At 68.4% G+C, this 25,539-nt stretch carries 22 protein-coding genes, 3 tRNA genes and 1 pseudogene; 8 read left to right on the top strand and 18 right to left on the bottom strand.

Annotated elements, in window-relative coordinates:
• Positions 1-371: 371 nt before the first annotated feature.
• Positions 372-620: a hypothetical protein gene (locus BM145_RS15615; RefSeq protein WP_143090115.1), complete on the bottom strand. Its 249-nt coding sequence runs from the start codon at positions 618-620 to the stop codon at positions 372-374.
• A 172-nt stretch (positions 621-792) separates the two neighbouring features.
• On the opposite strand from BM145_RS15615, the pseudogene BM145_RS15985 reads away from it, so the two are divergent.
• Positions 793-873 (top strand): annotated as a pseudogene (locus BM145_RS15985).
• 830 nt (positions 874-1,703) lie between these two features.
• Here the strand turns inward: BM145_RS15985 and BM145_RS06435 are convergent.
• Together BM145_RS06435 and BM145_RS06430 are read right to left on the bottom strand one after the other, a co-directional pair.
• Entirely contained in the window at positions 1,704-2,054 is a 351-nt protein-coding gene (locus tag BM145_RS06435; protein WP_093332630.1) for a hypothetical protein, read from the bottom strand.
• Between the two features lie 3 nt (positions 2,055-2,057).
• Positions 2,058-2,300, bottom strand: coding sequence for a hypothetical protein (locus tag BM145_RS06430; protein ID WP_143090114.1), 243 nt, complete (start codon positions 2,298-2,300; stop codon positions 2,058-2,060).
• A gap of 469 nt (positions 2,301-2,769) precedes the next feature.
• Between BM145_RS06430 and BM145_RS06425 the strand changes: the two genes are divergently transcribed.
• Complete coding sequence (locus tag BM145_RS06425; protein ID WP_177200105.1) at positions 2,770-3,588, top strand: Mom family adenine methylcarbamoylation protein; 819 nt, start codon at positions 2,770-2,772, stop codon at positions 3,586-3,588.
• A 307-nt stretch (positions 3,589-3,895) separates the two neighbouring features.
• Here BM145_RS06425 and BM145_RS06420 read toward each other — a convergent pair.
• A tRNA-Pro gene (locus tag BM145_RS06420) sits at positions 3,896-3,972 on the bottom strand.
• 552 nt (positions 3,973-4,524) lie between these two features.
• Between BM145_RS06420 and BM145_RS15980 the strand changes: the two genes are divergently transcribed.
• Positions 4,525-5,460, top strand: a complete 936-nt coding sequence (locus BM145_RS15980) for a hypothetical protein (RefSeq protein WP_093332627.1) — start codon at positions 4,525-4,527, stop codon at positions 5,458-5,460.
• Complete coding sequence (locus BM145_RS06410) at positions 5,457-5,990, top strand: very short patch repair endonuclease (RefSeq protein WP_093332625.1); 534 nt, start codon at positions 5,457-5,459, stop codon at positions 5,988-5,990. Before BM145_RS15980 ends, BM145_RS06410 begins: the two co-directional genes overlap by 4 nt.
• A gap of 489 nt (positions 5,991-6,479) precedes the next feature.
• Here BM145_RS06410 and BM145_RS06405 read toward each other — a convergent pair.
• Positions 6,480-6,556, bottom strand: a tRNA-Arg gene (locus BM145_RS06405).
• A gap of 83 nt (positions 6,557-6,639) precedes the next feature.
• On the opposite strand from BM145_RS06405, the gene BM145_RS06400 reads away from it, so the two are divergent.
• Positions 6,640-7,146 (top strand): hypothetical protein, encoded by a 507-nt coding sequence (locus BM145_RS06400; RefSeq protein WP_093332624.1) that lies wholly within the window; start codon positions 6,640-6,642, stop codon positions 7,144-7,146.
• A 4-nt stretch (positions 7,147-7,150) separates the two neighbouring features.
• Here BM145_RS06400 and BM145_RS06395 read toward each other — a convergent pair whose 3' ends face one another.
• Both BM145_RS06395 and hemB read right to left on the bottom strand, forming a co-directional pair.
• Entirely contained in the window at positions 7,151-9,340 is a 2,190-nt protein-coding gene (locus BM145_RS06395; RefSeq protein WP_093332622.1) for a class I SAM-dependent methyltransferase, read from the bottom strand.
• Entirely contained in the window at positions 9,337-10,326 is a 990-nt protein-coding gene (hemB, locus tag BM145_RS06390; protein WP_093332621.1) for a porphobilinogen synthase, read from the bottom strand. Before hemB ends, BM145_RS06395 begins: the two co-directional genes overlap by 4 nt.
• A 93-nt stretch (positions 10,327-10,419) precedes the next feature.
• Between hemB and BM145_RS06385 the strand changes: the two genes are divergently transcribed.
• Entirely contained in the window at positions 10,420-11,295 is an 876-nt protein-coding gene (locus BM145_RS06385) for a diacylglycerol/lipid kinase family protein (protein ID WP_177200116.1), read from the top strand.
• Here the strand turns inward: BM145_RS06385 and BM145_RS06380 are convergent.
• From BM145_RS06380 to BM145_RS06340, 9 genes are all read right to left on the bottom strand, one after another.
• Positions 11,279-12,727, bottom strand: a complete 1,449-nt coding sequence (locus tag BM145_RS06380; RefSeq protein ID WP_425441086.1) for an MATE family efflux transporter — start codon at positions 12,725-12,727, stop codon at positions 11,279-11,281. The genes BM145_RS06385 and BM145_RS06380 overlap by 17 nt on opposite strands.
• 170 nt (positions 12,728-12,897) lie before the next feature.
• Positions 12,898-15,645: a valine--tRNA ligase gene (locus BM145_RS06375; protein ID WP_093332618.1), complete on the bottom strand. Its 2,748-nt coding sequence runs from the start codon at positions 15,643-15,645 to the stop codon at positions 12,898-12,900.
• A gap of 145 nt (positions 15,646-15,790) precedes the next feature.
• A complete protein-coding gene (locus tag BM145_RS06370; protein ID WP_093332854.1) occupies positions 15,791-17,845 on the bottom strand; it encodes a S9 family peptidase in 2,055 nt (684 codons plus the stop codon).
• 37 nt (positions 17,846-17,882) lie between these two features.
• Entirely contained in the window at positions 17,883-19,493 is a 1,611-nt protein-coding gene (locus BM145_RS06365) for a histidine kinase famiy protein (protein WP_093332853.1), read from the bottom strand.
• A 73-nt stretch (positions 19,494-19,566) separates the two neighbouring features.
• Positions 19,567-20,151, bottom strand: a complete 585-nt coding sequence (locus BM145_RS06360) for a DUF2497 domain-containing protein (protein WP_177200104.1) — start codon at positions 20,149-20,151, stop codon at positions 19,567-19,569.
• A 24-nt stretch (positions 20,152-20,175) separates the two neighbouring features.
• Entirely contained in the window at positions 20,176-21,711 is a 1,536-nt protein-coding gene (locus BM145_RS06355; RefSeq protein ID WP_093332617.1) for a TolC family outer membrane protein, read from the bottom strand.
• Positions 21,711-22,385 carry a protein-L-isoaspartate O-methyltransferase family protein gene (locus tag BM145_RS06350; protein ID WP_177200115.1) on the bottom strand — a complete coding sequence of 225 codons (675 nt, stop codon included), beginning with the start codon at positions 22,383-22,385 and terminating at the stop codon, positions 21,711-21,713. The genes BM145_RS06355 and BM145_RS06350 overlap by 1 nt, the downstream gene beginning before the upstream one ends.
• Before the next feature lie 147 nt (positions 22,386-22,532).
• Positions 22,533-22,606, bottom strand: a tRNA-Cys gene (locus BM145_RS06345).
• A gap of 45 nt (positions 22,607-22,651) precedes the next feature.
• Positions 22,652-23,095 (bottom strand): (deoxy)nucleoside triphosphate pyrophosphohydrolase, encoded by a 444-nt coding sequence (locus BM145_RS06340; protein WP_093332614.1) that lies wholly within the window; start codon positions 23,093-23,095, stop codon positions 22,652-22,654.
• A 32-nt stretch (positions 23,096-23,127) separates the two neighbouring features.
• Here BM145_RS06340 and BM145_RS06335 point away from each other — a divergent pair, with 32 nt between their 5' ends.
• Positions 23,128-23,316 (top strand): Flp family type IVb pilin, encoded by a 189-nt coding sequence (locus BM145_RS06335; protein WP_093332611.1) that lies wholly within the window; start codon positions 23,128-23,130, stop codon positions 23,314-23,316.
• A gap of 125 nt (positions 23,317-23,441) precedes the next feature.
• A complete protein-coding gene (locus tag BM145_RS06330; RefSeq protein ID WP_093332609.1) occupies positions 23,442-23,627 on the top strand; it encodes a Flp family type IVb pilin in 186 nt (61 codons plus the stop codon).
• Between the two features lie 61 nt (positions 23,628-23,688).
• Here the strand turns inward: BM145_RS06330 and BM145_RS06325 are convergent, their stop codons facing one another.
• Together BM145_RS06325 and BM145_RS06320 are read right to left on the bottom strand one after the other, a co-directional pair.
• Entirely contained in the window at positions 23,689-24,636 is a 948-nt protein-coding gene (locus BM145_RS06325) for an acetyl-CoA carboxylase carboxyltransferase subunit alpha (protein ID WP_093332607.1), read from the bottom strand.
• A gap of 10 nt (positions 24,637-24,646) precedes the next feature.
• Positions 24,647-25,507, bottom strand: coding sequence for a tyrosine-type recombinase/integrase (locus BM145_RS06320; RefSeq protein WP_093332850.1), 861 nt, complete (start codon positions 25,505-25,507; stop codon positions 24,647-24,649).
• Between the last annotated feature and the right edge of the window lie 32 nt (positions 25,508-25,539).

Genomic DNA, 25,539 nt, shown 5'->3' with positions numbered 1-25,539 from the left:
CGTGTTGGCCTACGCTAATCACAGAATTTCTAGAGACGACGTTGAGCGGGCATCATACGTTCGAACATGTAGTCTACGCGACGGCACATCTATTGGCGGCGTTGTGTCCGACAAACGCCCAGAATTTTCGACGCTCTCACTCCGACAGCGTCAGGGTAGAGACCAACTTACCGGATAAATGATCATCTGCAATAGGCCGGAGAGAAGATGGTGCTCGATGTCCGCTATTAGGCGTAACCGGAACGGCAGCTTTCCCACCGCTGATCTCCTTGGCTGTGCATCAACAAGGTTGCGACTGTGCACCACCGACACAGAGCGCATCACGGGCTGTGACGCGTAGCCGTTTTTGGTGGCTTAGCGGATGCGGCGTTTTACACCTGCATCTCCTTCTTTGTTAAATGGAGGCGTGAACGGTCTGTGGCCGCGATGTGAAAAGGCACTTTGCGGATCGATGCCCCTACGCCAGCAGCCACGAGCCAGATCAGGATCAACCACCATTCAGGGCTATCTGCCTGCCCCCGTAACATTGCAGTTAAACCGGTCACGGCGAGAACGGCTGCACCCGTCCAAACAATCGATTCGATGAACATCCGCACTCGTGGAGGCAGCTTGTAAAACATTGAAATCCTCCAACCAGCCTAGCTGAATATCTTTATAGACGAGATGGTACGGCAGCAGCGGAGCGTCCGCTAGTGGGCGAAAGCGGACATCCGCAGAGCCGACGCGCGAATGTGCGGTTGTGGTGGAAAGCGGACGTTCCGATTGGTCGCGCTCCCATGCTATAACCGTGCTGCCAGCGTGACGGAATTGGTAGACGTATCGCTACAGCGATCCTCGGCGACGGGGTGCGGGTTCGATCTCCTGCCGCTGGCAATGTCCGGTTCTGGTGGATAGCGGTCCGGCGGCTTTCGGGGTAGCGGTCAGGAAAGCTGCCAAACCACTGCCAGCACTACGACGATCAAAAACGCGATCGCCATCTCCTTTGGTCGCAGCCTGCGTCCGCCCACCCGATCATACCACCTATCGCATAGCCAAATGGTTCGAACGCCATCTTTCGCCTCGCCCTTGCCGTTACCCGTTATAGCGTCCGCTATCAGGCAAGCTGAACGAACCATCGAAGGTCGGCAAGTGGGCGAAAGCGGACGTGAACGCACAGCGGGTATCTAAGCCCTCGAGAGCGGGTACGAGGCTAATACCAATCGGTAGAAAAGCCGGACCGCGGCGGATGAACTAGCCGCCGCGGTGACGCATCTGACTTGCTCAACCGCTGTCGGCGTCATCATAGGTTAATGCCAAAGGCTGATGGCTGTGTAGGCACTCGTCCCGGGTGAACGGAGTCGCCGATGCGCATCCTGGTATGGGTAGCAATCGCGGGTTGGCTTTCGCCAGTGATCCTAGCCGTCGCTTTCGCGATCGCGGTGCGCATCTCGCCGCGACTGCGGGCCAAGATCTTCCACAAATAGCGAACGCTACCTCAGCCTGGATCGCCGCGGCGTCCGCAAAACCTTCGCACGACTTGGCGTGCAGGAGATGCCAACGACGTGGACGTTCTCGTCTGCCGCAGGCGGCCGTGGCGTGAAGGTGACCGAGCTGCTAATCCGGAGCCGCCCGCGGTAGCGGGTATCGCGCTCCTCAGATCGGGTATCGTACCCGCTCTACCCCGCGGGAAACCATGACCGCGGCGGATGCTCCCTCCGCCGCAGTCAACCACGCGCCTGCCGAACTAGCCGCTTCCGCTCGCGATCGTCAGCGTTCAGCCACAACAGCGGCGGCACCCCCTTCGGCACTCCGGGTATCTCGTGATCCCAGACGGCGTGAATCCCGGCGCTCTTGGCGCCACAGCCAGGCGTTCCCTGCCCGCCCCGGCAAACGAGGACACGCTCCACCGCCGTCAGGTAGGCGGACGCCAGGAAATGCCCCTGCGCCCTCCCCGCGCGTCGCAGCAGCGCGTTGGGCGCGACGTACACAACCCGGCCGCACCTGCCGCATTTGATGGCGAGGATGGCGCCCTTGTCGTCACAGTTACCGAGCGTGTGGAGATAGGTGCGACCCATGCCTCACCCGAAGCTGGTGGCGCCGTCGACCGGCCGCCACGGCATCCGCGCACCCAGCAGCGTCTCGTCGACGTCCAGGGCAATGGCGATTAGCCGGCGCTCGTCCTCCGGCAGCTTCCGCGGTGAGCCTCGCTCCATGAACTGCTGCATGTAGGCCGCATTGCGACCGGCCATGATGGAGAGGGCGGATAGCGAGAGGCCGCGCTCGGCTGCGCGGACGCGGATGATCTGGCGGGGGTCTGACACGTAAGCGCTCCGATTCGGGAGCGCGTATGTTCTCCTCATGTTCTCGGCTCGCGCAAGGGCCGGCGTGAGCTTCCGGCCCGTCCAGCGGCATGCGATTGAGCGGCGTCGCGCGCAGGCGAGTCCCTGCTTCCTTGATAGCCGCCGCCGTGGCATGGTGGTGCCACCTGCCTGAGCCTAGCCGCAAGGGCGGGTCCGCGCGCGCGGTTAGATCACGGACACCGGTTCGCCGGGTGGCTTGTGAAATAGAAGACCCTTCGGGGAAATACGCGGGGCGCAGTCCTCCGTGATCCTGCGCGGCTAGCCACCCGGTCCGACCGGCGGGCTGGTCGCGCAGTGATCCTCCACCAGATCAGCGACCGACGTCGCCACCATCATCCCACGGCCACCCGGCCGGGGCTCCGCCGATCGCATCGATCGGCGGCCATCATGACGCGCCTAGCCGAGCGTCTCGTCATGAAGGCCTCTCCACGTGATCCTCCCCACCCTATCAGCAGACTTCACGCGCCCGCGCGGCGCCGCTGGCGAAACCACCGGCTACCTCTTCCCAAATGGCGGCGGCGATGCCGTCGGCTTCGGCGATGCGGCGTTCGCAGTCGGCCTGCTCGACCGGCGCATCGCCAACGAGCTGATCATCGCCAATCACTACAGCCGCCGCGTCTACTCCGCCTCGACGCTCCACCTGGGCGTCTGGATACACGGTGAACTCGTCGGCGTGCTCCAGTACGGCTACGCCATGAACCCGGCGTCGGCCGGCAGCGTCGTGACCGGTACCGCCATGAACGAGTACCTCGAGCTGAACCGCATGTGGCTGGACGATGCCGCGCCGCGGAACAGCGAGAGCAAGGCCCTCGCCTACTCGGTCCGCTTCATCCGCCGTGCCCGGCCGACGGTGAAGTGGGTGCAGTCGTTCGCCGATGAGCGGTGCGGCCTGTTCGGCACCGTTTACCAGGCCGCAGGCTTCACCTTCCACGGCGAGCACCGCGGCATCTTTTGGGAACTCGACGGCGACTGGTACCACAACTCGCTGATGACGAACTCGCGCACCGCGGCGTCGCCCCGCGCCGCGCACCTGCTGGCGAACCGCGATCGCGCTGTGCGCCATCACCTGCGCCAGTTCCGGTATTTACGATTTCTCCAGCAGCGGTTCGCTAAGGGGTGCAGGCATCCGGTGCGGCCTTTCCCCAAGCCGGATTATGCGGCCCGTCCAGTAGACGAGCGCGGCACCACCGCGTGCGAGGACGGCGGGACCCCGTCGGGCCGCTCCAGCCTGCCGGCACCTGCGGCCTGACCGCTGGTGTCCGCGCCCTCACCTATGAGCCTCCACACGGGGGCATCGGTGGGGGCATCGGCAAACCGCCATCCATCAAGGGGCACGCAAATCCGTCACTATTGCTCCCTGCTTCAATAGGTGCCGGGCCCACCGCGCGGCATGCTTCGCCAATCGGCGAGATCAGGGCAGGCGCGGCTCGTGGAGCCCGAGCGATGGTCAGGCGAACAGGGCAGACCGATGGCACCCCGCCCTTGGCGCTCTGCGATCATAAGATCACGCGGTGGCAGAGGCCGTCCCTGACCCCGCTTCTTTCTCAGCCGCGTGATGGTCGGGGAGACAGGATTCGAACCTGCGACCCCCTGGTCCCAAACCAGGTGCGCTACCAGCCTGCGCCACTCCCCGACGTCCGCCGGATAGCCGAGCGATCCCCGACACGCAACCGCGTGCACGACGTGGCCAACAGCCTACTCGGCCCGCGTCCCAGCCGGTCGCCGTCCAGCAGCTGATACCTATCGATTGCAGGAGGTACCGGCCACGATGATGCATGTGGGCACCGTCGCTGAGCATCGCAGCGAACCCGCGCCGTGCCGTGACAGTGATGCAAGGCGATCCGATGATTCCAATTCCTCGGTCACGCACCTGATCCAGTCAGGTTTCCGCGGGATCGTAGCTCGTCTGGCGCGCTGAACAGGAGCGACACAGTGGATCAAGCCGGGCCCGATGACGCCAGCGGCAAGCTTCTGACCGAGAGCATCCGGTTAGGTCTCGTACAAGTCGCCGCCAGCAACGTTCAGAAAGCATCGATGGCTACGGTTGTCATCGCGAAGTTTATGAAGCCGCCAAGGCACGACATTCTCGTCGTATCTGCCCGCAACTCAATCAGCGTCTTCACGTGGACGCCGAGACCCATATCTGCGCGAGCGCCTCGAGCCCAGGTTGCGTCCGCTTGCGGTCTTGGCGCTCGACAAGAAGCCGTTCCTCCATGGCGATGCCGATCTCGGCGCCGCCATCCACGAACGCGTCAACGCGTCTCCGCAAATCCGCGCGCTGGTCGCCTGGGAGGACGACGTGCTCGCCGCGGCGGCCGCGACGCTGGCGGCGGTGACCGACCTCGTCCCTGCCGAGGACCGGGACGTCGACGCCTTCTCGGAGAAGCTTGACGGCGTCATGTCGCGCCTCGCGGTCGCCTATGCCGGGCGGCCGAACGTGGCGGCGGACCGCCGGGGCGCGATCAATGGGGCGCTGGCCCCTATCCTCGCCGACAGAATCGCCAACGCGCGCGGATCGGCCGAACTCGCTGGGGTGTGGGACGCCGCGATTACCCGCGACAGGGCGCTCCCCGACATGGACGTCGGCCAGGTTGGGCGCATGAACCGTATGCTGCATGTCGCGATGCCGCCCGGCGAGACCGTCGCGGCGACCGACTGGGGCGCGACGCTGCTGCTTCCCGCCGACGAGCGTGAGGACGGACCGATGCGCGAGCGCTTCGGCCTCCGATGCGCGGAGATCATGAGCCAGGTGTTCCGCGTGGAGCGGGCGGACCGCGCACGCTGCACACCCGTGCTCGTCCGGACCGGCGCCGTCTGCGACGCTGCCCAGCGCAAGCCCGGTCCGCTGCCCTACCTCCTCGGCCTCCTCGTCCCGGTGGACTTGGTCCCCAAAGCGGACATTCAAAAGCTGAAGTCTGAGTTCGAAAGCCCTGTCCTGCTCCTCGACGAAGCTGCGGGTCCGGTCAGGCTGCTGGTGAACGCGCGCTTTCAGATATCGATGACCTCACCGGCAGCATCGTTCACCCCGCTGTTCAGGATTCGCGAGCAACTGCTCGCGATGATCGCCGCGCACGCCGCAGAATACCAAACGAGACCCGGCGTCCTGAAGCTGCCGGAATGAGCGGAGCGTCGTCCGCATCCGGCCGACGCGCCTCCAGGCCGGACCGGCTGACGCCTGCGCAGCGCAGCCACAACATGTCCCGGATCCGCGCGGCGGACACCGGTCCCGAGCTGCTTCTGCGTCGGGCGCTACACCGAGCCGGCCTGCGCTACCGGCTGCACGACCGCTCCCTTCCGGGAACGCCGGATGTTGTACTGCGAGGCAGTCGGGCCGTGATCTTCGTCCACGGATGCTTCTGGCACTCGCACGACTGCCCCTACGGCGTGCGACCGGCAAGCAACGCCGATTTCTGGGCCGCCAAGCTGGCGCGCAATGTCGAGCGCGACGCCGAGCAGCTGGCGGCCCTCGCCGCCGACGAATGGCGGGTTACGGTAGTCTGGGAATGCGCGTTGAAGGGCCGTGCCCGCCGCCCAATCGACGAGGCGGCCGACACCATCGTCAAATGGCTAAGCGGGTCCTCACAGACGTTGGCGATCGCCGGCGCCTGGCCGAGCGCGACGGATGGGCCTCTAGGTGACCTCCGACGATAAACTTGGATCGCCAAACTATATGGGGGATGCATGTGAAGGGCGCATCGTCGGTGGACGGCACTAACGCGCGCAACGTGTGCGGGCGCTGCTTTAAAACAACGCGGTTGGCATCGGAGTTACTTGGATGGCGACGTCATTCAGGAGCGACTTCTGCGATCGCCGCTACCGACCAAACTGTTCAGTCAGGCGGAAAATACATCTGAAGCCGGCGAACGGCTATGCTGAACTAACGAAAGGTATGGCGAAGCGCCTGGTGCCGCTAAGCAGCCGATCTTGAGACGTCTGAGACGCCAAGCGACGGCGACAACACGTTCGGGCGCAGGGTAGCGCTGCTCATGGCATACCCCGGCAGCTCAGCTCCGGCAGCAACCGTTAGCGATCTAAAATCGCGAATTGCAGTTTTGGGGGGATTTCGGGGGGACACAGCGAGCATAACTCGCTGTGTCGCCTACCCGCTGTCCTCAACCTTCTCAAGTCACTCGAGAAAATTGGCGCGCCCGGAACGATTCGAACGTCCGACCCTCAGATTCGTAGTCTGATGCTCTATCCAGCTGAGCTACGGGCGCGCATTGGAAGCGCGCTGTTAGCAGACTCCGCGGGGGGCGCAAGGGCGTTGCGTGCAGAAAATGCGGCTTCTACGGCAAAGCGCATGAAGAAAATCGTCTCGCCGTCGATCGTCCTCCTTCTGCTGGCGCTGCCCGGCTGCGTGCCGTCGAGCGGTCCTTACCCGTCCCTAGCGCAGCGACCGGCGGAATCGCGGGGTTTCGCCGAGCCGGCAGTGCCGCCTCCCGCGCCCGTCGCGGTCGATCCGGCGCTCGACGCGCGGATCGGCGAGGCGCGGCGCACGCTCGCCACGATCGTTACCGGGTTCGACCGCGACGCGGCCATCGCACGGGCGGCCGCGTCGCGGTCAGGGGCCCGCACCGCGGGTAGCGACGCCTGGCTCGATGCTCAGACGGCGCTGGCGGCGCTGGACGATTGGCGCGCGCAGGCATCGTCGCTGGCGACGGACGTCGATGCGCTCGCCAGTGCGCGCGCGGCGGCGCTCCAGCCGATCTACCCCACATTGGCGGCGTTGCGGGAAGAGGTCGGCGCAGCGGTGACGCGGCAGGACGACACCATCCGGCAGCTGTCGGCCAGCCTGCCGGGCGGCTGACGGCTCAGAGGCCTTTCAGCAGCGGCAGGATGGTCGAGTAATCGTCGGTCCACGGCACGATGTCGGCGCGCGGGCGCAGCGCTGCCCAGCCCGGCTGCCGTGCGGTAAGGCGAGCGAGCGTCGCGGGATCGCGCGACAAGGCGATCCACAGCGACGTCGACGGCTGTCCCGGATCGAGCGGCGACGGGTGATACTCGAACGCCGCAGCCGCCCAACCGTCCCGTCGGGCGATGGCGGCGACCACCGGTTCCAGATCGAGGAAGCGGTTGGAGATGTGCACCAGCAACAGGCCGCGGCGGCCGAGCACGCGGGCGTAGTCGGCGAACGCCTCGCGCGTCATCAGGTGCATCGGCACCGCATCCGAGGAGAAGGCGTCGAGCGCTAGCAGATCGAGCGAGTTCGCGGGGTCCTGCGCGATGCTGAGCCGCGCGTCGCCCAGGCGGATGTCAGGGTGCGGCAGGCAGCGTGACAAATAGGTGAAGCGGCCAGTGTCGCGCGCGATGCGGATCACCGTGGGATCGATCTCGTAGAAGCGCCAGCGCTGGCCCGGCAGGGCGTAGCAGGCCAGCGTTCCCGTCCCCAGGCCGACCACGCCGACGCGCGCGGCCGGACCGAACAGGTCGGGCAGCGCCCGCATCGCCTGCCCCACGCCGGAACCCGCCGCGTAATAGGTCGTCGGCGTACGCTCCCGTTCCGGCGTGCCGGTCAGCTGGATGCCGTGAATGGTGGTGCCGTGGTCGAGCTCGCGCAGGCCGGGGGCGTCGCGGACCGTGTAGACGCCGAAATAGCTGCGCGTGCGCGCGCCGGGCTCCAGCGTCAGCAGCACCGATCGGTAGCCGCCGAACAGCACCAGCGTGGCGGCGAGCACGGCGACGTAGGCGGGACGATAGCCGAGAGAGGCGATGCCGGCCGCGGCGACGACGAGGAAGGCGCTGCCCTGCACGCCCTGCTCCGCCCCGGCGCCCGGCCCGAGGAAGCGGAAGGCGAACTGCAGCGCCAGCGCGACCGCGACGGTGGCCAGCGCCGCGATGCGGTAGCGCCCCGTCCACAATGCCCTGAGGCGCGCGGTGAGATAGGTTTGCGGCACCAGCGCGCCCGCGGCGAGAACGAGGATGGGGAACTCGTACGTCCAGTCGAACGCCAGCGGCGCGATCAGCCCGGCGAACACGCCGCCGAGCGCGCCGCCCGCCGCCATGGCGAGGTAGAAACCGGTCAACCGCTCCGGCGCGGGCCGCAGGCGGTATAACGCGGTATGGACCGCGACGGACGCCATGAAGAGGAGCAGCAGCGCGACGAGCAGGTTGACCCAGGGGAGCCGCTGATAACCGCCCATCATCACGCCGCCGAACAGCAGGATCGTCATCGGCGCGATGCGGGTGATCGTATCGGCGGCGCCGCGTCGGGTGGCGAAGGCGATCGAGAAGCTGAGCAGGTAGAGGCCGAGCGGCAGCACCCATAGGAGCGGCATCGCGACGATGTCGGTGGTGATGTAGGTCGAGGTGGCGAGCATCAGCCCCGACGGCACGAGGGCCAGAAGCATCCAGTGGACGATCCTCCCCGCGGTGGGCGGCGGGCTGGCCGCATGGTCGCGCGGGATCGCCGCGCCGGCCGGCAGACGCAGCGCGCAGGCGGCGACGAGCAGGCCGACCGCGAGGTATCCGCCGCTCCACAACAGACTCTGCGCGTGCAGCGTCATCGCCGGTTCGACCAACAACGGATAGGCGAGCAGACCGGCGAAGCTGCCGAGATTGGACGCGGCGTAGAGCGCGTACGGGTCGCGGCCGGGACTCGCCAGCGCGAACCAGCGCTGGATCAGCGGTGCCTGCGCGGAGATGGCGAAGAACAACGGCCCGATCGAGGCGAGGAGCAGCCAGGGCACCCACAAGGTCGGCGCGCCCGACCCCGGGGCGAGCTGGAGGATACCGATCGGCAACCACGAGGCGGCGACCAGCAGAACGCCCAGGTGGATGCCCGCCTGCACCCGCGGCCGAAACCGCGCCAGCCCATGCGCGTAGGCGTAGCCGCCGAGGAGCAGCGCCTGGTAGACCAGCATCGCCGAGTTCCACACCGCCGGCGCTCCGCCCAGCCGCGGCAGAGCGAGGCGCGCGACCATGGGCTGGACGAGGAACAGCAGGAACGATCCGGCGAGGATCGTCGCGACGAACAGGGCGCGGCCGGCGCCGGACCTCGTCACGCGCCGAGCAGCCGTGCGGCGACGGGCGCGTGATAGGTGAGGACGCCCGCGCAGCCGGCGCGCTTGAACGCCATCAGTGTCTCCAGAACGATCGCGTCGCGCTCGGCGGCGCCGGCGGCGACCGCGTGCTCGATCATCGCGTACTCGCCCGATACCTGGTAGGCGAAGACCGGCACCTCGAAGCGCTGCTTCACGCGGGCGACGATGTCGAGATACGGCAGGCCGGGCTTGACCATGACGCTGTCGGCGCCCTCGGCGAGATCCAGCGCGACCTCGCGAAGTGCCTCTTCCGCGTTGGCTGAGTCCATCTGGTAGGTTTTCTTGTCGCCCTTCAGCAGCCCGCGGCTGCCGACCGCGTCGCGGAACGGGCCGTAGAAGGCGGACGCGTATTTGGCGGCGTAGCTCATGATCTGGGTGTTGGCGAAACCCTCGCCCTCCAACGCCTCGCGGATGGCGCCGATGCGGCCGTCCATCATGTCGCTGGGGGCGATCACGTCCGACCCGGCGCGCGCCTGGTTGAGCGCTTGGCCGACGAGCGCGTCGGCGGTGGCGTCGTTGACGACGTAGCCGGCGGCGTCGACCAGCCCGTCATGGCCGTGGGTGGTGTAGGGATCGAGCGCGACGTCGGTGAGGACGCCGACCTCCGGCACCGCATCCTTCAGCGCGCGGATGGCGCGGCACATGAGGTTGTCGGGGTTGAGCGCTTCGGCCCCGTCGTCGGTGCGCAGATGCGACGGCGTGTTGGGGAAAAGCGCGACGCAGGGAATGCCGAGATCGCGCGCTTCCCGCCCCCGCGCGACGATGCCGTCGACCGACCAGCGCGACACGCCGGGCAGCGCGGCGACCGGCTCCTCCACCTCCTGCCCTTCCGCGATGAACAGCGGCCAGATCAGGTCGGCGGGGGTCAGCACCGTCTCTGCGTGGAGGCGGCGGCTCCAGGCCGAGGCGCGGGTGCGGCGGAGGCGGACGGCGGGATAGCTCGACATGCGCGTTGCTGTGCGGGATCGTCCCACGCTCGGCAAGCGTTACGGACGCGCAACCACAGGGACAGAGGCGTGCGCGAGATCAGGTCGGCGGCGATGATCGTCAACGCCAAGTCCCGGAAGGGGCAGAAATTGTTCAAGCGCGCCTGCGCGGCGATGAAGGGTTTGCCCTACGAGGTGGACGCCCGCGCGATCGAGGATCCGGACGATCTGGAGGCCGCGGTGAAGGACGTGCTGGCGAACAAGCCCGACCTCGTCATCCTGGGCGGCGGCGACGGGACGGTGAGCGGACTGGTCGACCTGCTGGTCGGGCACGACGTGGTGCTGGGGGTGCTGCCGCTCGGCACTGCCAACAGCTTCTCGCGCACGCTCGGCATCCCGCTGACCGTGGAGGGAGCGGTGGAGGTGATCCGCGCCGGGCACAGGCGGCGGATCGACCTGGGGATGATCGACGGCGATTATTTCGCCAATTGCGCGGCGATGGGGATCAGCCCGCAGATCGCCGAAACGGTGCCGCACGGGTTGAAGAAGGTACTGGGCAAGATCGGGTATCTCAGCTGGGCCGGGTATCAGTTCGGCCGCTTCAAGCCCTTCACGCTCCACGTCGACGACGGCACGACGAAGCGCAAGATGAAGGTGGTGGAGGTGCGCATCTCCAACGGCCCGTATCACGGCGGCACCTGGCTGGTCGACGAGGCGTCGGTGTCGTCGGGCGAGATCGTCGTCCAGGCGGTGCGCGGTCATTACAAGCGCAAGCTGGTGCAGAACTGGTTCGCGAGCTTCTTCGGCCTGCCGCAGCGACATCACGACACGATCAGCTTCTCGGGTAAGGAAATCCGCGTCGACACCGAACCCAGATTGCCGATCTCCATCGACGGCGAGGTGCTGGCCAAGACGCCGATCGTCGCCCGGATCGCGGCGGGGGTGATCGAGGTGATGGCGCCGCCTGCCCCCGCTACTTCGCCGGCCTGAGCATCCCCGCGGGCTCGGCGACCGATTGCGCCTGCTCGTCGCACGCCTCGGGCGGTTGCGCGAGGATGCGGCCGCGGCGCCACGGGCCGTAGCGATAGTAGAGGACCGCGCCGGCGAGATTGACGAACGAGCTGGCCGGGAAGCTCCACCACAAGGCGTCGATGCCGAGCGCGGGGCGCAGCAGCGCCGCGATACCGAGGCGGACGGGCAGAAGCGCGACGACCAGGATGACGAGCGGCCCCCAGACCGCACCGTTGGCGCGGACGGTGCCGAACAGGACCATCGTCGCGCCGAAGAAGATGAAGCTCCACGTCGCTATCAGGCCGATGCGGCTGGCGATCGGGATCGCTGCGCTGTCCTCTCCCAGGAACAGGCCGAGCACGGTGCGATCGAACCAGAGGACGGCGACCACCATCACGCCGGTCATGGCGAGATTGTAGAGGATGCCGATGCCGGTGATCCGGCCCACCCGGTCCCACAGCCCCGCACCGATGTTCTGCGCCGCCATCGCCGACACCGCCGCGCCGATCGCGAGCGCGGGCATCTGCACATAGGCCCAGAGCTGCAGCGTGACGCCGTAGGCGGCGGCGGTCGCCACGCCCTCGCGGTTGACGAGGCCGACCATGGCGAGGCCGGAGACCGAGATGACGAGCATCTGCGCGCCGATCGGCAGCCCCTTGGCGACGATCGTGCGGCTGAGGTCGCGGGCGGGGATCAGGTAGCGCATCTCCGCGCGCTTGAGGCGGATCGGCAGGTCGCGGCGGTTCATGTAGGCGGCGAGGCCGATCACCGCGACGGCGTTGGCGATCAGCGTCGCCATCGCCGAGCCGGCGATGCCCATGCGGGGGAACGGCCCGATCCCCAGGATCAGGAGCGGGTTGAGTCCGGTATCGATCACCACCGCCACGACCATGAACCACAAGGGCGTCAGCGAATCGCCCGAGCCGCGCAGCCCCATCATGGCGAGCACCAGCATCATCGCCGCGGGCAGCGACAGGAAGATCACGCGAAGATAGTCGTCGGCGAGCGGCAGCGCCTCCCCCGGTGTCGCCAAGAGGACGAGGATGTCGTGCGAGAAGGCCCAGCCCGCCGCCGCGACGACGAGCGAGATGAGGAAGACGAGGCCGAGCGCGGTGCCGAAGGCGCGGCGGGCGCCGTCCACGTCGCCGCGGCCCCAGCTCTGCCCGATCAGGATCGTCGCGGCCATGCCGAAGCCGAACACCGCGCCGAACATCAGGAACATGATGATGTTGGCGTTCGACGTGGCTGCCAGCGCCGTCTCCCCGAGAAAGCGGCCGACCCAGATGGCGTTGATCGAGCCGTTGAGCGACTGGAGGATGTTGGAGCCGAGCGTGGGGAGCGCGAAGGCGAGCAGGGTCGAGCCGATCGGGCCGGTGGTCAGGTCCTGCTTGCCATGCGCTGCCACGATGATCCCCCCTGGTTGCTTGACTGCTGCTTGACTCGATTGACCCTCAGAACGAAACGATACGAATCGATCGTTTCCAGATCTGAACGGACAGGATCAGCGGAGGACGATGTCACGGATCGACCGTGTAGGACAGCCTTCTTCCGCTCCCCTCCCTGCAAGGGAGGGCAACCCGGTCAGCCCAACCGCCCCAACGCCGCGTGAAGGCGGGCGGCCTCGGCCTGCTTGTCCGCATAGTCGGACCGGGCCTTCTCCACCGCCTCGGGCTTAGCGCGCTCGACGAAGCTGGCGTTAGAGAGACGGCCGTTCAGCGCGTCGCGCTCCTTTTCCGCCGCGGCGATCGCCTTGGACAGGCGGGCACGCTCCGCGGCGAGGTCGATGACCCCTTCGAGGGGGAGGACGAAGGTCGCCTCGTCGACCACCACCTGCGCGGCGCCACCGCTCGCCTCGCCTTCCGCGAGATCGACGCGCGCCATGCGGGCGAGGACCGCGCGTTGCCGGTCGAGGCGGCCGAGCGTGCCCGCTCCCGCGTCGCGGACGTGGATCGGCAGACGGGCGCCCGGCGGGACATTCAGTTCGGTGCGGGCAGCGCGGACCTCGGAGACGAGGCGGATCAACCAGTCGACCTCGCGGATCGCCTCCGGGTCGAGCGCGCGGGCGTCGGCCTGCGGCCATTTGCCGACGATCAGATCGTGGTCGCGTGTCGCGAGGCCATGCCAGAGTTCCTCGGTGACGAAGGGCATGAAGGGGTGAAGGACGACGAGGATCTGGTCGAGCACCCAGCCGGCGACCGCCTTGGTTTCCTCGTCCACGGCACCTTTGATCAGCTCCAGATACCAGTCGCAGAAGCGGCTCCAGGTGAACTGGTAGATGGCGTTCGCCGCCGCGTCGAAGCGGTATTCGCCGAGCGCGAGGTCGACCGCCTGGATCGCCTCGACGCATTCGGCGACGATCCACTTGTTGACGGCGTGGGTGGCGGCGGGCGGCTCCAGCGTGGTCGAGCCGCCGATGCCGTTCGCTTGCGCGAAGCGGCAGGCGTTCCACAGCTTGGTGGCGAAGTTGCGGTACCCCTCGACCCGGCGCTCATCCATCTTGATGTCGCGGCCCTGGCTCTCCATCGCCGCCATGAAGAAGCGCAGCGCGTCGGCACCGTATTGGTCGATCAAGCCGAGCGGGTCGACGGTGTTGCCCTTCGACTTGGACATTTTCGACCCGTCGGCGGCGCGGACGAGGCCGTGGAGGTAGAGCGTCCGGAACGGCACGTCGTGGAGGAAATGAAGGCCCTGCATCATCATGCGGGCATCCCAGAAGAACAGGATGTCGAAGCCGGAGACGAGGACATCGTTGGGGTAGCGTCCGGCGAGCTTGGGGCGCGGCGCGGTGCCCGCCCCCTCTCCGTTCGTGCTGAGCGAAGTCGAAGCATCCGCCCCGGGCGTTGCGGTGTTGGCCTGCCCTTCGACTTCGCTCAGGGCGAACGGGGTGGTGACGGCTAGGCCCTTCCCGTCATCGCCCGGCCAACCCAGCGTCGCGAAGGGCCAAAGGGCGGAGGAGAACCAGGTGTCGAGGACGTCGGGGTCACGGGTGAGCGGCACGCCCTCTCCTGCCTGGCCCTGCGCCTCGGCTTCCGTCTCCGCGACGAACACGCGGCCGTCGTCGGCGAACCACGCCGGAATCTGGTGTCCCCACCAGAGCTGGCGCGAGACGCACCAGGGCTGGATGTTCTCCATCCAGTTGAAGAAGGTCTTCTCCCACGTCTTGGGCACGAGGCGGATGGCGCCGGTCTGCACCGCCTCGATCGCAGGAGCGGCGAGGGTCTTGGCGTCGACGTACCATTGGTCGGTCAGCCACGGCTCGATGACGGTGCCGGAGCGGTCGCCATAGGGCGTCTGGATGGTGCGGTCCTCGACGCGCAGCAGCGTGCCGTCCTCCTCCAGCAGCGCGACGATGCGCGCGCGCGCTTCGAACCGGTCGAGGCCGATCAACTCGGCGGGGACGCCGCCGCAGTCGACGATGCGCGCCTTTGCATCGAGCATGTTGAGCATGTCGCGCGCCTCGATCCCGGCGCGGCGGCCGACCTCGAAATCGTTGAAGTCGTGGCCGGGGGTGATCTTGACCGCGCCGGAACCCAGTTCGGGGTCGGCGTGCTCGTCGGCGACGATCGGGATCAGGCGGCCGGTAATCGGGAGCTTCACCTGCTTGCCGATCAGCGCGGCGTAGCGCTCGTCCGTCGGGTGGACGGCGACGGCCATGTCGGCGAGCATCGTCTCCGGCCGCGTCGTCGCGACGGCGATGGCGCCGCTACCGTCGGCCAGCGGGTACGACAGGTGCCAGAACTTGCCTTGCACCTCCCGCGTCTCGACCTCCAGGTCGGAGATGGCGGTGCCTAGGCCCGCGTCCCAATTGACGAGGCGCTTGTCGCGGTAGAGCAGGCCTTGGCGGTACAGCTCGACAAACACCTTGAGGACGGCGGCGGAGAACCCCTCGTCCATGGTGAACCGCTCGTTCGACCAGTCCATCGAGCAGCCGAGGCGGCGGAGCTGGCGGGTTATCTGGCCGCCAAATTCCGCCTTCCACTCCCACACCTTGTCGACGAAGGCGTCACGGCCGAGGTCGGTGCGCTTGACGCCGTCCTTCGCGAGGTTGCGCTCGACCACCATCTGCGTGGCGATGCCGGCGTGATCGGTGCCGACGACCCACATCGCGTCCTTGCCCTTCAACCGCGCGTGGCGGGTGAGGATATCCTGGAGCGTGTTGTCGAGCGCGTGGCCGATGTGGAGGCTGCCGGTGACGTTGGGCGGCGGATTGACGATCGTCCACGGCTCCGCGCCGGGGCGCTCGGGGCGGAAGAGGTTGTTGCTCTCCCAGTGCGCGTACCAGCGGCGCTCGATCTCGGCGGGGTCGAAGGTTTTCGGGAGCTCGGTCATGATGGGAGCGCATAGCCAACCACATGCACCTCGTCACCCCGGCCTCCGAGCCGGGGTCCATCGATCGGCAGGTGTGCCGCCCGAGCATCCAGCCGCGCGCTCGCGGAGCCATGGACCCCGGATCAAGTCCGGGGTGACGGGTGGGTTAGTTACCCTTCCCCGTCCAGCGATCCATCCAGCCGAGAACCTCACCGTACCATTGGCGCGAGTTCTTCGGCTTCAACACCCAATGGTTCTCGTTGGGGAAGACGAGCAGCTTCGACGGAATACCGCGGCGCTGGAGCGCGGTGAAGGCGGCGAGCCCCTGCGTGTAGGGGATGCGGAAGTCCTTCTCGCCGGTGATGACGAGTTGCGGCGTCTTCCACGCGCTCACGTAGTTGACCGGGTTCCACTTCTCGAACGCGGCGGGGTCCTCGTAGTAGGTCTTGCCGCCGTGTTCCCACTCGTCGAACCACAGTTCCTCGGTCTCGTAGGCCATGGCGCGCGCGTCGAACACGCCGTCGTGCTGGACGATGCACTTGAACCGGTCGGGCCACTTCCCCTCGATCCAGTTCATCATATAGCCGCCGTAGGACGCGCCGAGCGCGCAGGCGTTGTCCGCGTCGAGCCAGCCGTACTTGGCAGTGGCGGCGGCGAGGCCCTTTTGCAGATCCTCCAGCGGCCAGCCGCCCCAATTGTTGCTGATCGAGTCGGTGAAGGCCTGACCGTAACCGGTGCTGCCGTGGAAATCGACGGCGACCAGTCCGTAGCCGGCGCCCGCGAACACCGCCGGGTTCCAGCGGTAGGACCAGCTGTTGTTGCTCGACCCCTGGGGACCGCCATGGACCATGAAGGCGATCGGCACCTTGCCCGACGAGCCGGCGGGCCGGACCGCGTAGCCGTGGACGGTGTCGTTGTTGGCGCCGGTGAAGGAGAAGCGCGACACGGTGGGCATGTCGATGCCGGCGAGCTTGTCGGCATTGACGGAGGTGAGACGCTGCACGCGATTGGGGCGGGTCACGGCGTAGAAGTCGTCGGGCGCGACGAGACTGTTCATCGCCACCACCGCGCCCTTGGGTGTGACGGCGACCGCGGAGACGTGGCCTTCGCCGGTCAGCCGCGTGACCTTGCCGGTGGCGGCGTCGACGCGGAACAGTGGCGTCTCCTGCACGTCGTCGGCGGTGACGTAGAGCGAGCGGCCGTCGGGCGCCCAGGCGATCGAGGCGACCGAGCGGTCCCAGCCCTCGGTCACCGCGCGCGCCCGGCCGGTGCCGAGGTCGCGGATCATCAGCACCTGGCGGTCGGCCTCGAAGCCGGGGCGCTTCATGGCGAAATAGGCGAGGCTGCGGCCGTCGGGCGAGACGGTGGGCAGGTTGTCGGTGGCGTCATTGTCCGCCGTCAGGTTCACGGGCGGGGCGGAGCCGTCGGCGGGGGCGGAGAAGATGTCGAGGTTGGTCGAGGTCGCCTCGATCCGGCCGGCTTCGCGCAGCGCGAAGTAGACGGTGCGGCCATCGGGGCTCCACGCCACCTCCTCCGCGCCGCCGAACGGCTTGGAGGGCGTGTCGCCGACGAGCTGGCCGACGATTGCGCGGCCATCGCCCGGCGCGCCGGCGGGGGTCAGCGGCAGGACGAAGAGCTGCGAGCGGGTGCCGTCGGCCCAGCTGTCCCAGTGACGGACGAAGAGCTGGTCGTAGGTACGGCCAGAGCCGGCGTTCGCGTCCTTCTTCTCCATCGCGGGGGCGAGGCTCGGCGCGCCGGGCTTGCGGTCCGCGAAGATCAGCAGCCTGGAGGCGTCGGGCGAGACCTTGAAGCCGTTGAACCCGCCCTGAAACCCGGTGAGCTTGCGCGGGGTGCCGCCGGTGACGGGCACCGCCCACACCGCGCCGTCACCGCCGCCCCCGCCCGAACTGGTCTTGTCGGACGTGAAATAGACGGTGTCGCCCACGATCTGGGGATCGTTCTCGTTCACGTCCGCCTCGGCGAGCAGCGCTTCCGGCCGGGCGCCGCGCTTCGTCAGGTCGAGGCGGTAGAGGTCGTAACGTCCCCGATCCGCGGCGAGGTCGGTCTCGCGCTGCGCCCAGACGAGCCATCGGCCATCCTTCGACGCGGTGGGCGCGCCGACGCGGCGAAGCATCGTCACGTCGTCGATAGTGAGCTGGCTGGCCGCGGCGGGAGCGGAGACGGAAGCGAGCAGCGCGCTCGCGAGCAGAAGCTTCTTCATGGACTGCGGGTAGAACACACCGCCGTCCGCGACGCAATCAGGTGCGCGCGCCGGGCTTGTCGAGGACGGCGCGGATCTTCTCGTTGAGCTCGGCGCGGCGATAAGGCTTGCGGATCAGCTCGTAGGAGCGCGCGCCCTCGTCGATCGCAGCGTCGGCGAAGCCGGTGGTCAGCAGCACGGCGGTGTGCGGGTAATCACGGCGCACCGCGTTGGCGAGCGCGACGCCGTTCATCCCCGGCATCAGGATGTCGGTGAACAGCAGGCGAAAGCTCGCGTCGTTCTGGAGCAAGTCTAGCGCGGCACGGCCGCTATTGGCGAGGACCACGTCATAGCCCAGGTCGCGCAGCATTTCCCGACCGAGTTCACCGACATCGGCCTGATCCTCGACCATCAGCACCCGCTCGCGCCCGCCGTCGTTGGTGCGCGGCAGCGCCGGGGTCGGCTTGGCGGCCACGGCGCCGGTCGCGCGGGGGAAATAGAGCGTGAAGATCGCGCCGCCGTCATCGCCGTTGCGCGCGGTGGCGAGGCCACCCGACTGGCGCATGAAGCCGTACACCATGGCGAGGCCGAGCCCAGTGCCCTTGCCCATCTCCTTGGTGGTGAAGAAGGGATCGAACACCTTGTCGATCACCGCGGCGTCCATGCCGGGCCCGTCGTCGGTCACCGTCACGGCAACGTACTCGCCCGGATCGAGCTTGCTCGCCGCCTGCGGATCGCCGTCGGGCAGGATGACGTTTCGCGTGCGGAGCGAGATGCAGCCCTGCCCGTCGAGTGCGTCGCGCGCGTTGCCGATGATGTTGAGCAGCGCCATCTCCGCCTGGACCGGATCGATCCGGCAGTTCCAGAGATTCTCCTCCAACTGGCGGCGCAGCACGACGTCACCGGCGGTGCGGTCCAGGATCGGCCGGAAATCGGTGACGAGCGAGTTGAAGTTGAGCAGCCGGTCGCGCAGTTCCTGCTTGCGCGCGAAGGCGAGCAGCTGCTGCGTCAGCGTCGCGCCGCGGGCCGCGGCGGTGGCGATCGCCTCCACCGCGCGGCGCGCACCCTTGTTCCCGTCGTCGACACGTGCCTCGAGAATGTCGACATAGCCCAGGATCACCTGGAGCAGGTTGTTGAAGTCGTGGGCGATGCCGCCGGTCAGCTTGCCGACCGCCTCCATCTTCTGCGCCTCGTGCAGCGCCTCCTCCGCCTCGCGGCGCCGCGAGATGTCGAGTTGCGAGCCGAAATAATAGAGGAGCTTGCCCTCCTCGTCGAACACCGGCGACACGAACAGCGCGTTCCAGAAGGTCGAGCCGTTCTTGCGGTAGTTGAGCACCTCCACCGCGACTTCCTCGCGCGCGGCAATGGCGGCGGCGACCTGACCGATGACTTCCCGATCCGTTTCGGGACCCTGGAGGAAGCGGCAGTTGCTGCCGACGATCTCGTCTTCCGTATAGCCCGTCATGAAGGTGAAGGCTTCGTTGCAGAAGATGATCGGGTTGTCGGGGCGATGCGGGTCGGTGACCGTCATCGGCATCCGCGTCGTCTTCACGGCGGCGAAGAAGATGTCGTGCGGGGCGCCGTGTGGCGGGCGCGCGTCGCTGATCCGGGGCGGCGGCGTATGCCCCGCCTCGAACTCCGACTGGAGAACGGGTCCTTGGTCGCTCATGCCGGCATAACCCATGCGAAAGCCGGAAGGCTCCATTCAGAAACGGAGGCCCGGTCCTCGACCGACACGTGGATCAACCCGGCTTGCCGGTGATTCGTGCGATCTCCGCCTGTACCATCGTCTCGACCATCGCGGGCAGATTGGCGTCGAGCCAGTCGCGCAGCATCGGGCGCAGCATCTCGCGCACCATGCCCTCCAGCGTGCCGTCGCTCGACGGCTCGGGCTTAACCATCAGCCGGGACAGCGAATCGAGCGCGCTGCGGCTGGCGGCCGCGGCCTGGGTGGATAGGATCGGATCGGCGGCTTCGGAATCGGGCATCGGCGGCACAACCGGTGACGGCGGGGTCGGCTCCGCCATGGTGACGGAGGAGGCGGGCTCGGGCGCGACGGGCGCGGATGCCGCGACGGCGGCGGGGCGCGACGGCTCCGGCTCGGCGGCGGCGGCAGGCAACGGAGCGCGGGTCGCGGGCATCATCGGCTCATCGAGCGGATGGCTGAGTTCCAGCACCTCCGCCTCGTCGTCCAGCATCGGCGGAGGCGGCGGCGCGGCGCGGCCGACACGGCGACCACGAACCGGGCTCTCACCCTCTTCGGCGATGATCCGTTTGATCGACGACAGGATCTCTTCCATCGATGGCTCGACGCTCATGTCCCCCATCTCTGCCCCTTTCAGCCGCCGGCATTATCGCCGGTTCGGTGAGGAAGCCCCTGTGGTTAATGCAGGGCCCCTGTCAACGTCCGACTTGAGCGCGGGATCAACGGGCGGTCGCACGGCCGCGTTCTGCGCCGGGGTGCCGGCAGTCGAGGTCGCCACCGCCTCGGGCAGGCCATCATCGTCGAAGTCGAAGAAGCGGCCACGGACGCGATTGTAGTTGCTGGTCGGGTCGTAGAGCGACCCACCGTCGAGCCCCAGGTCGCGCGCCTCCGCCCGGCCCATCGCGGCGAGCAGCGCGAAGCCCGCGACATAGGCGTCGCGCCGCGCGGTGACCAGCGTCACCTGGCTGTTGAGCAACTCCTGCTCGGCGTTGAGGATGTCGAGGATCGTCCGCGTGCCGACGCTGTTCTCCGCGCGCACGCCCTCCAGGCTCAGCTTGTTGGCGGCGACCGCGGCCTCCGCGGAGGCGATCACCTGCTGCGACGAGCGGTTGACGGCGAAGGCGGAGCGGGCCTGCGAGATCACGGCGCGCTCGGTGGCGGTGGCGTTCTCCAGCGCCTGGGCGCGCAGCGCCTCCGCCTGGCGGACCTGCGCGGCCGGGCGACCGCCCTGGAACAGCGGCACCGTGAACTGCAGGCCGATCGCCGCGGAGGTCAGCGCATTGTCGATCGGGATGCCGTTGTTGGAACGCGGCAGCGAGCCTAGATAATTGACGTAATTGCCCGACGTGACGGCCGCGACGCGCGGCAGGCGGCCGGCGCGCGCGCTGCCGACGTCGAAGCGGGTCGCCTCCGTCGAGGTACGTGCGGCGAGCAGCTGCGGATTGCTGTCCAGCGCCTCGGTGACGGCGACCTGCGCGGTTTCCGGCAGGCGCGGCAGCATCGGCGGCTGCTGGAGGTCGGTGGGCGGCGTGCCGATCACCGCGATGTAGTTCTCGCGGCTGGAGATCAGCTGCGCCTCGGCCTGCTGGAGCTGCGCGCGGGCGAGCGCCAGCCGCGCCTCCGACTGGGCGACGTCGGTGCGGGTCAGGTCGCCGACCTGAAACCGGTCGCGACTAGCGGCGAGGTTGGTGTCGAGGATGCGGACGTTCTGGATGTTGAGGCCGACGATCGCCTCGTCCCGAATCACGTTCATGTACGCCGCGACGACGTTGGTGAAGGTGTTCGCCTCCGCACCGCGCAGCTGCGCGCGACCCGCCTCGACCCGCGTCTCGGCGGCGCGCACCGCGTTGCGCACGGCCCCGCCCTGGTAGAGCGGGAAAGACAGCTGCACCTGCGCGTTGCCGACGCGTTCGGGGTTGAGGAAGTTATTGTTGGCCTGGACGACGTTGTCGATGACCTGCCCGTTGGCGTCGAGCGACGGGCGACCCGCGGCCCGCGCGATCGGCACGCCCTCGTCGGTGGCGCGGAGCTGCGCACGCGCGCCGGTCAGCGTCGGGTTGCTGGCATAGGCCTTGGCCAGTGCCTCGCGCAGCGTTTCGGCCGATGCCGACTGGACGGCGAGCGCCGCCCCCGCCAGCAGCAGGCCGACCTTGACCACCCGGTTCCCCCCCGCGCGTGCCATCAGCCGAACCGGAACCCGGTCGGCCGCGCGAAGCCCGGCAGCACCACGCACTCGGCGTCGGCAAAGGCAAACAGGCCGCTGCCCCCCTCCGTCCGCCGGCCCGAGGCGAGCCGCGTCACGCCGCGATCGGCGAGGCCGGTGGCGACGCGCCCGCCGGGTCGCAGCTGCGCGAGCAGCGCGTCGGGCAATGCCTCCACCGCGCCGTCTACCAGCAACACGTCGTAGGGTGCACCGTCCGGATGGCCCGCGGTCAGCGGCGCCTCGACCAGCTCAATACCTTCGACCCCGTCCAGCGCCTCGCGCGCGATGGCGAGCAGGCCGGCATCCTCCTCGACCGCTACCACCGAGGCACCGAGCATCGCCAGCACTGCCGCGGTGTAACCCGTCGCCGCGCCGATCAGCAGCACCCGGTCACGTTGCAGCACCTGTGCCTCGGTGACGAGGCGGCCGGTGGCGAGCGGCGGGTTGAGGTAGCGTCCGCGACCGAGCGGCACCGCGGTGTCGCGGTAGGCGACGCCGCGCGACGCCGGCGGCACGAAATCCTCGCGCGCCACGGTCGCCATGGCGCCCACGACGCGAACGTCGTCCACCCCCGTGGTCCGCAACTGGCTCGATACCATCGCCGCGCGCATCGCGTCAGCGCCCATGCCCGGCTTCAGCCGCTGATCCAACATCGTCATTCCCCGATCCTCGCACAACTGTACTAGCCGTGCAATACACTTCGTCGTGTTCGAGCGATAGCGCGGAGGCGGCGCGACGCCAAGCAACGACGCGTCCGATCTGTTGGGGGATCAGCCGACCCAATCGCCGCCAGAAAGAAGTGGAGGCCCGACCGGGAATCGAACCCGGGTGCAAGGATTTGCAGTCCTCTGCGTCACCACTCCGCCATCGGGCCTCGGGAGCGTGGGAGGCGCGCAGATGCGGGCTTTTGCGCGCGGGGTCAAGCGCGCTCGATCATCCCGCCCGACAAAGCACACGCGAGCGCCGCGGCGAGCGGGCGATCGGCGGGCGGCATCAAGCGGTCGCCGAGCCGCTCCGGCTCCACCCAGGCGATCTCCGCCGCGTCGAGCGCGCGCGGCTCGCCCCGCCACCGCGTGACGACGAAGAGGAGCAACAGGAGATGGCGGCTGCCCGCGGGTTCGCTGGCGAAAGAGAGCGGCACCGGCGCGGGCCCGGACGGCGCGATGCCGAGCTCCTCGGCCAGTTCGCGGGCGAGCGCCGCCTCCGGCGTCTCGCCGGGTTCGACCTTGCCGCCGGGAAACTCCCACAGGCCGGCATGTTCCTTGCCCGCACCGCGGCGCTGAAGCAGCACGCGGCCGTCGTCGCGGACCAGTGCGCCGGCGACGACGATCAGCAGCGGCGGCGATGTAACCGAATCAGTCATTCCTTAACCGCTCGTCGCGTACATGGCCGGCCATGCGCTGCCTCCATCCCCTCCGCTCTCTCGCCGCCCCGCTGCACGATCGGCGCGCCGCCACATCGATCGAGTACGGACTGATCGCCGTGCTGGTCGCGGTCGGCGCGATCGGCGCGTTCCGCCTGCTCGGCGGATCGATCGGTGGCATCTTCGACAGCGTCACCGCGACCGTCCGCACCGCGCTGTGATCGCGACGATCGCACCGCCGCCCACTTAATCATTTCTCAACCCGACACCCTTAATTCCGATTGCGCTGGTCCGGCTTCCTCCCGGTTCAGCCGGGTGACTGAAGCTTCGTACCATGGAGACTGGAATGACGATTATTCGCAAGATTTTCGGTAACAACAAGGGCGCCACCGCGATCGAGTACGGCCTGATCGCCGCACTGGTCGCCGTCGCCGCGATCGTCGCGATGCGGGGCCTGGGCACCGCCGTGAAGGGCACGTTCAACAAGGCAACGAACGAACTCAACACCGCCGCGTCGGTCTCGACGACCTGATCGACGCGCAAGCGCGTGAACGAGGGCGGTGTACCTACCCGGTACGCCGCCCTTTTTCGTATCAGAGCCGCCCCATCGCCAGGAACTTGGCGCGGCGCTCCGCGCACAATTCGCGCGACGAGTGAGGGGCAAGGTCGCCCAGCGCCTTCTCCAGCGCGTCGCCGAGCGACTGGATCGCCTGCACGGGCGCGCGGTGCGCGCCGCCCAGCGGCTCGGGCACGATCGTGTCAATGATGCCGAGCTGTTTCAGGTCCTGCGCGGTGACGCGCATCGCCTCCGCCGCGTCGGCCGCCTTGTCGGCGGTGCGCCACAGGATCGAGGCGCAGCCCTCGGGACTGATGACGGAGTAGACAGCGTGCTCGAACATCAGCACGCGGTTGCCCGCGGCCAGTGCCACCGCGCCACCGGAGCCGCCCTCGCCGACGATCGCCGCGATCACGGGCACGCCCGCGGCCAGACACGCCTCGGTCGAGCGGGCGATCGCCTCCGCCTGGCCGCGCTCCTCCGCCTGGATGCCGGGAAAGGCGCCGGATGTGTCGACCAGGGTCACCACCGGCAGGCCGAACCGATCGGCAAGCTCGACCAGGCGGATCGCTTTGCGATAGCCCTCCGGCTTGCCCATGCCGAAATTGTGACGCAACCGCGTGGCGGTGTCGTCGCCCTTCTCGTGCCCGATCGCGAGCACCCTGCGACCGCGGAACGTCGCGAAGCCGCCGATGATCGCCTGGTCGTCGGCGAAGGCGCGGTCGCCCGCGAGCGGCAGCCACTCCTCGAACAGACCGGCGACGTAGTTCTTGAAATGCGGCCGCTCGGGATGGCGGGCGACCTGCGTCTTCTGCCAGGGGGTCAATCGGGAGAAGGTATCGCGCAGCAGCTTGTCCGATTTGGACTGAAGGCGCCCGATGTCGGCGGCGAGGTCGACGTCGCCCGCCTCCGCCGTCTCGCGCAGCTCGTCGATACGGGCCTGAAGCTCGGCGATCGGCTTCTCGAAATCCAGGAAACTCGGCATGATGCGGCGGTTAGGACCGACGGGGATCGAGGTCAACGAGAGGGTGGTCGCGGGTGACCAGTTCGACCAGTCGGCCGACCTCGACCTGGGTGTAGATCTCGGTGGTGGCGATGTCGGCGTGGCCGAGCATCGCCTGGAGCGCGCGCAGGTCGGCGCCGCCGGCCAGCAGGTGGGTGGCGAAGGCGTGGCGCAGGACGTGGGGAGACACGCGATCGGGCGGCACCCCCGCCTGGGCGGCGAGCGCCTTGACCAACTGGTAGAGGCGGATGCGCGACAGATGCGCCTTGCCCGACGGGAACAGCCAAGCCGCGGAAACGGGCACGTGCTGCCGCCACGCCGCCACGGCGGTGCGGGCGCGGTCGGACAGGGGGACCAAGCGTTCCTTGTCGCCCTTGCCGCGGATGATGAGAAAGGGGCGGTCGGGCGCGACCGCGTTGCGCGGCAGCGACACGAGCTCGCTGGCGCGCAGGCCCGATCCGTAGAGCAGCTCCACCAGCGCGGCGAGGCGCAGGTCGAGCGGCGCGGGCGGGACGCGCTCCAGCCGCTCGGCCAAAGCGGCGAACAGCCGGTCGACATCGGCGTGGCTCAGCGCCTTGGGCAGCGACCGCGCGGCGCCGGGCCGGGGCAGCGCGTCACCCGGATCGTCGGCGCGGTGGCCCTCTTCGGCAAGAAAAGCGAAGAAACGACGCAGCGCCGCCGATTTGCGCGCCACCGTGGCGCGGGCGAGGTCGCGCCAGTCGTGCGCCAACCGGGCGAGCGCGTCCGCGTCGGCATCGGCGAGCCGGCTGTCGAGGAAAGCGGAGGCGAGCGCGAGGTCGCTGCGGTAGGCGGCGAGCGTGTTGCGCGCCGATCCCGCCTCCGCCGCCATCATCTCCAGGAAACGGTCGATCAGCGCGGCGTCAT

It is taken from the genome of Sphingomonas rubra (genome assembly GCF_900115745.1).
Lineage (GTDB): Bacteria > Pseudomonadota > Alphaproteobacteria > Sphingomonadales > Sphingomonadaceae > Sphingomonas > Sphingomonas rubra.
Note: the sequence above shows the minus strand (reverse complement) of the source record. Positions and strands in the feature narration are given on the sequence as shown.

Bases quoted from the DNA above. Each gene is read 5' to 3' on its own strand.
- BM145_RS15615 (WP_143090115.1), bottom strand. From the start codon at position 620: ATGTTTTACAAGCTGCCTCCACGAGTGCGGATGTTCATCGAATCGATT.
- BM145_RS06435 (WP_093332630.1), bottom strand. From the start codon at position 2,054: ATGGGTCGCACCTATCTCCACACGCTCGGTAACTGTGACGACAAGGGC.
- BM145_RS06410 (WP_093332625.1), top strand. From the start codon at position 5,457: ATGAGCGGAGCGTCGTCCGCATCCGGCCGACGCGCCTCCAGGCCGGAC.
- BM145_RS06400 (WP_093332624.1), top strand. From the start codon at position 6,640: ATGAAGAAAATCGTCTCGCCGTCGATCGTCCTCCTTCTGCTGGCGCTG.
- hemB (WP_093332621.1), bottom strand. From the start codon at position 10,326: ATGTCGAGCTATCCCGCCGTCCGCCTCCGCCGCACCCGCGCCTCGGCC.
- BM145_RS06385 (WP_177200116.1), top strand. From the start codon at position 10,420: ATGATCGTCAACGCCAAGTCCCGGAAGGGGCAGAAATTGTTCAAGCGC.
- BM145_RS06375 (WP_093332618.1), bottom strand. From the start codon at position 15,645: ATGACCGAGCTCCCGAAAACCTTCGACCCCGCCGAGATCGAGCGCCGC.
- BM145_RS06370 (WP_093332854.1), bottom strand. From the start codon at position 17,845: ATGAAGAAGCTTCTGCTCGCGAGCGCGCTGCTCGCTTCCGTCTCCGCT.
- BM145_RS06365 (WP_093332853.1), bottom strand. From the start codon at position 19,493: ATGAGCGACCAAGGACCCGTTCTCCAGTCGGAGTTCGAGGCGGGGCAT.
- BM145_RS06360 (WP_177200104.1), bottom strand. From the start codon at position 20,151: ATGGGGGACATGAGCGTCGAGCCATCGATGGAAGAGATCCTGTCGTCG.
- BM145_RS06355 (WP_093332617.1), bottom strand. From the start codon at position 21,711: ATGGCACGCGCGGGGGGGAACCGGGTGGTCAAGGTCGGCCTGCTGCTG.
- BM145_RS06350 (WP_177200115.1), bottom strand. From the start codon at position 22,385: ATGTTGGATCAGCGGCTGAAGCCGGGCATGGGCGCTGACGCGATGCGC.
- BM145_RS06340 (WP_093332614.1), bottom strand. From the start codon at position 23,095: ATGACTGATTCGGTTACATCGCCGCCGCTGCTGATCGTCGTCGCCGGC.
- BM145_RS06335 (WP_093332611.1), top strand. From the start codon at position 23,128: ATGCGCTGCCTCCATCCCCTCCGCTCTCTCGCCGCCCCGCTGCACGAT.
- BM145_RS06330 (WP_093332609.1), top strand. From the start codon at position 23,442: ATGACGATTATTCGCAAGATTTTCGGTAACAACAAGGGCGCCACCGCG.
- BM145_RS06325 (WP_093332607.1), bottom strand. From the start codon at position 24,636: ATGCCGAGTTTCCTGGATTTCGAGAAGCCGATCGCCGAGCTTCAGGCC.
- BM145_RS06320 (WP_093332850.1), bottom strand. From the start codon at position 25,507: ATGATGGCGGCGGAGGCGGGATCGGCGCGCAACACGCTCGCCGCCTAC.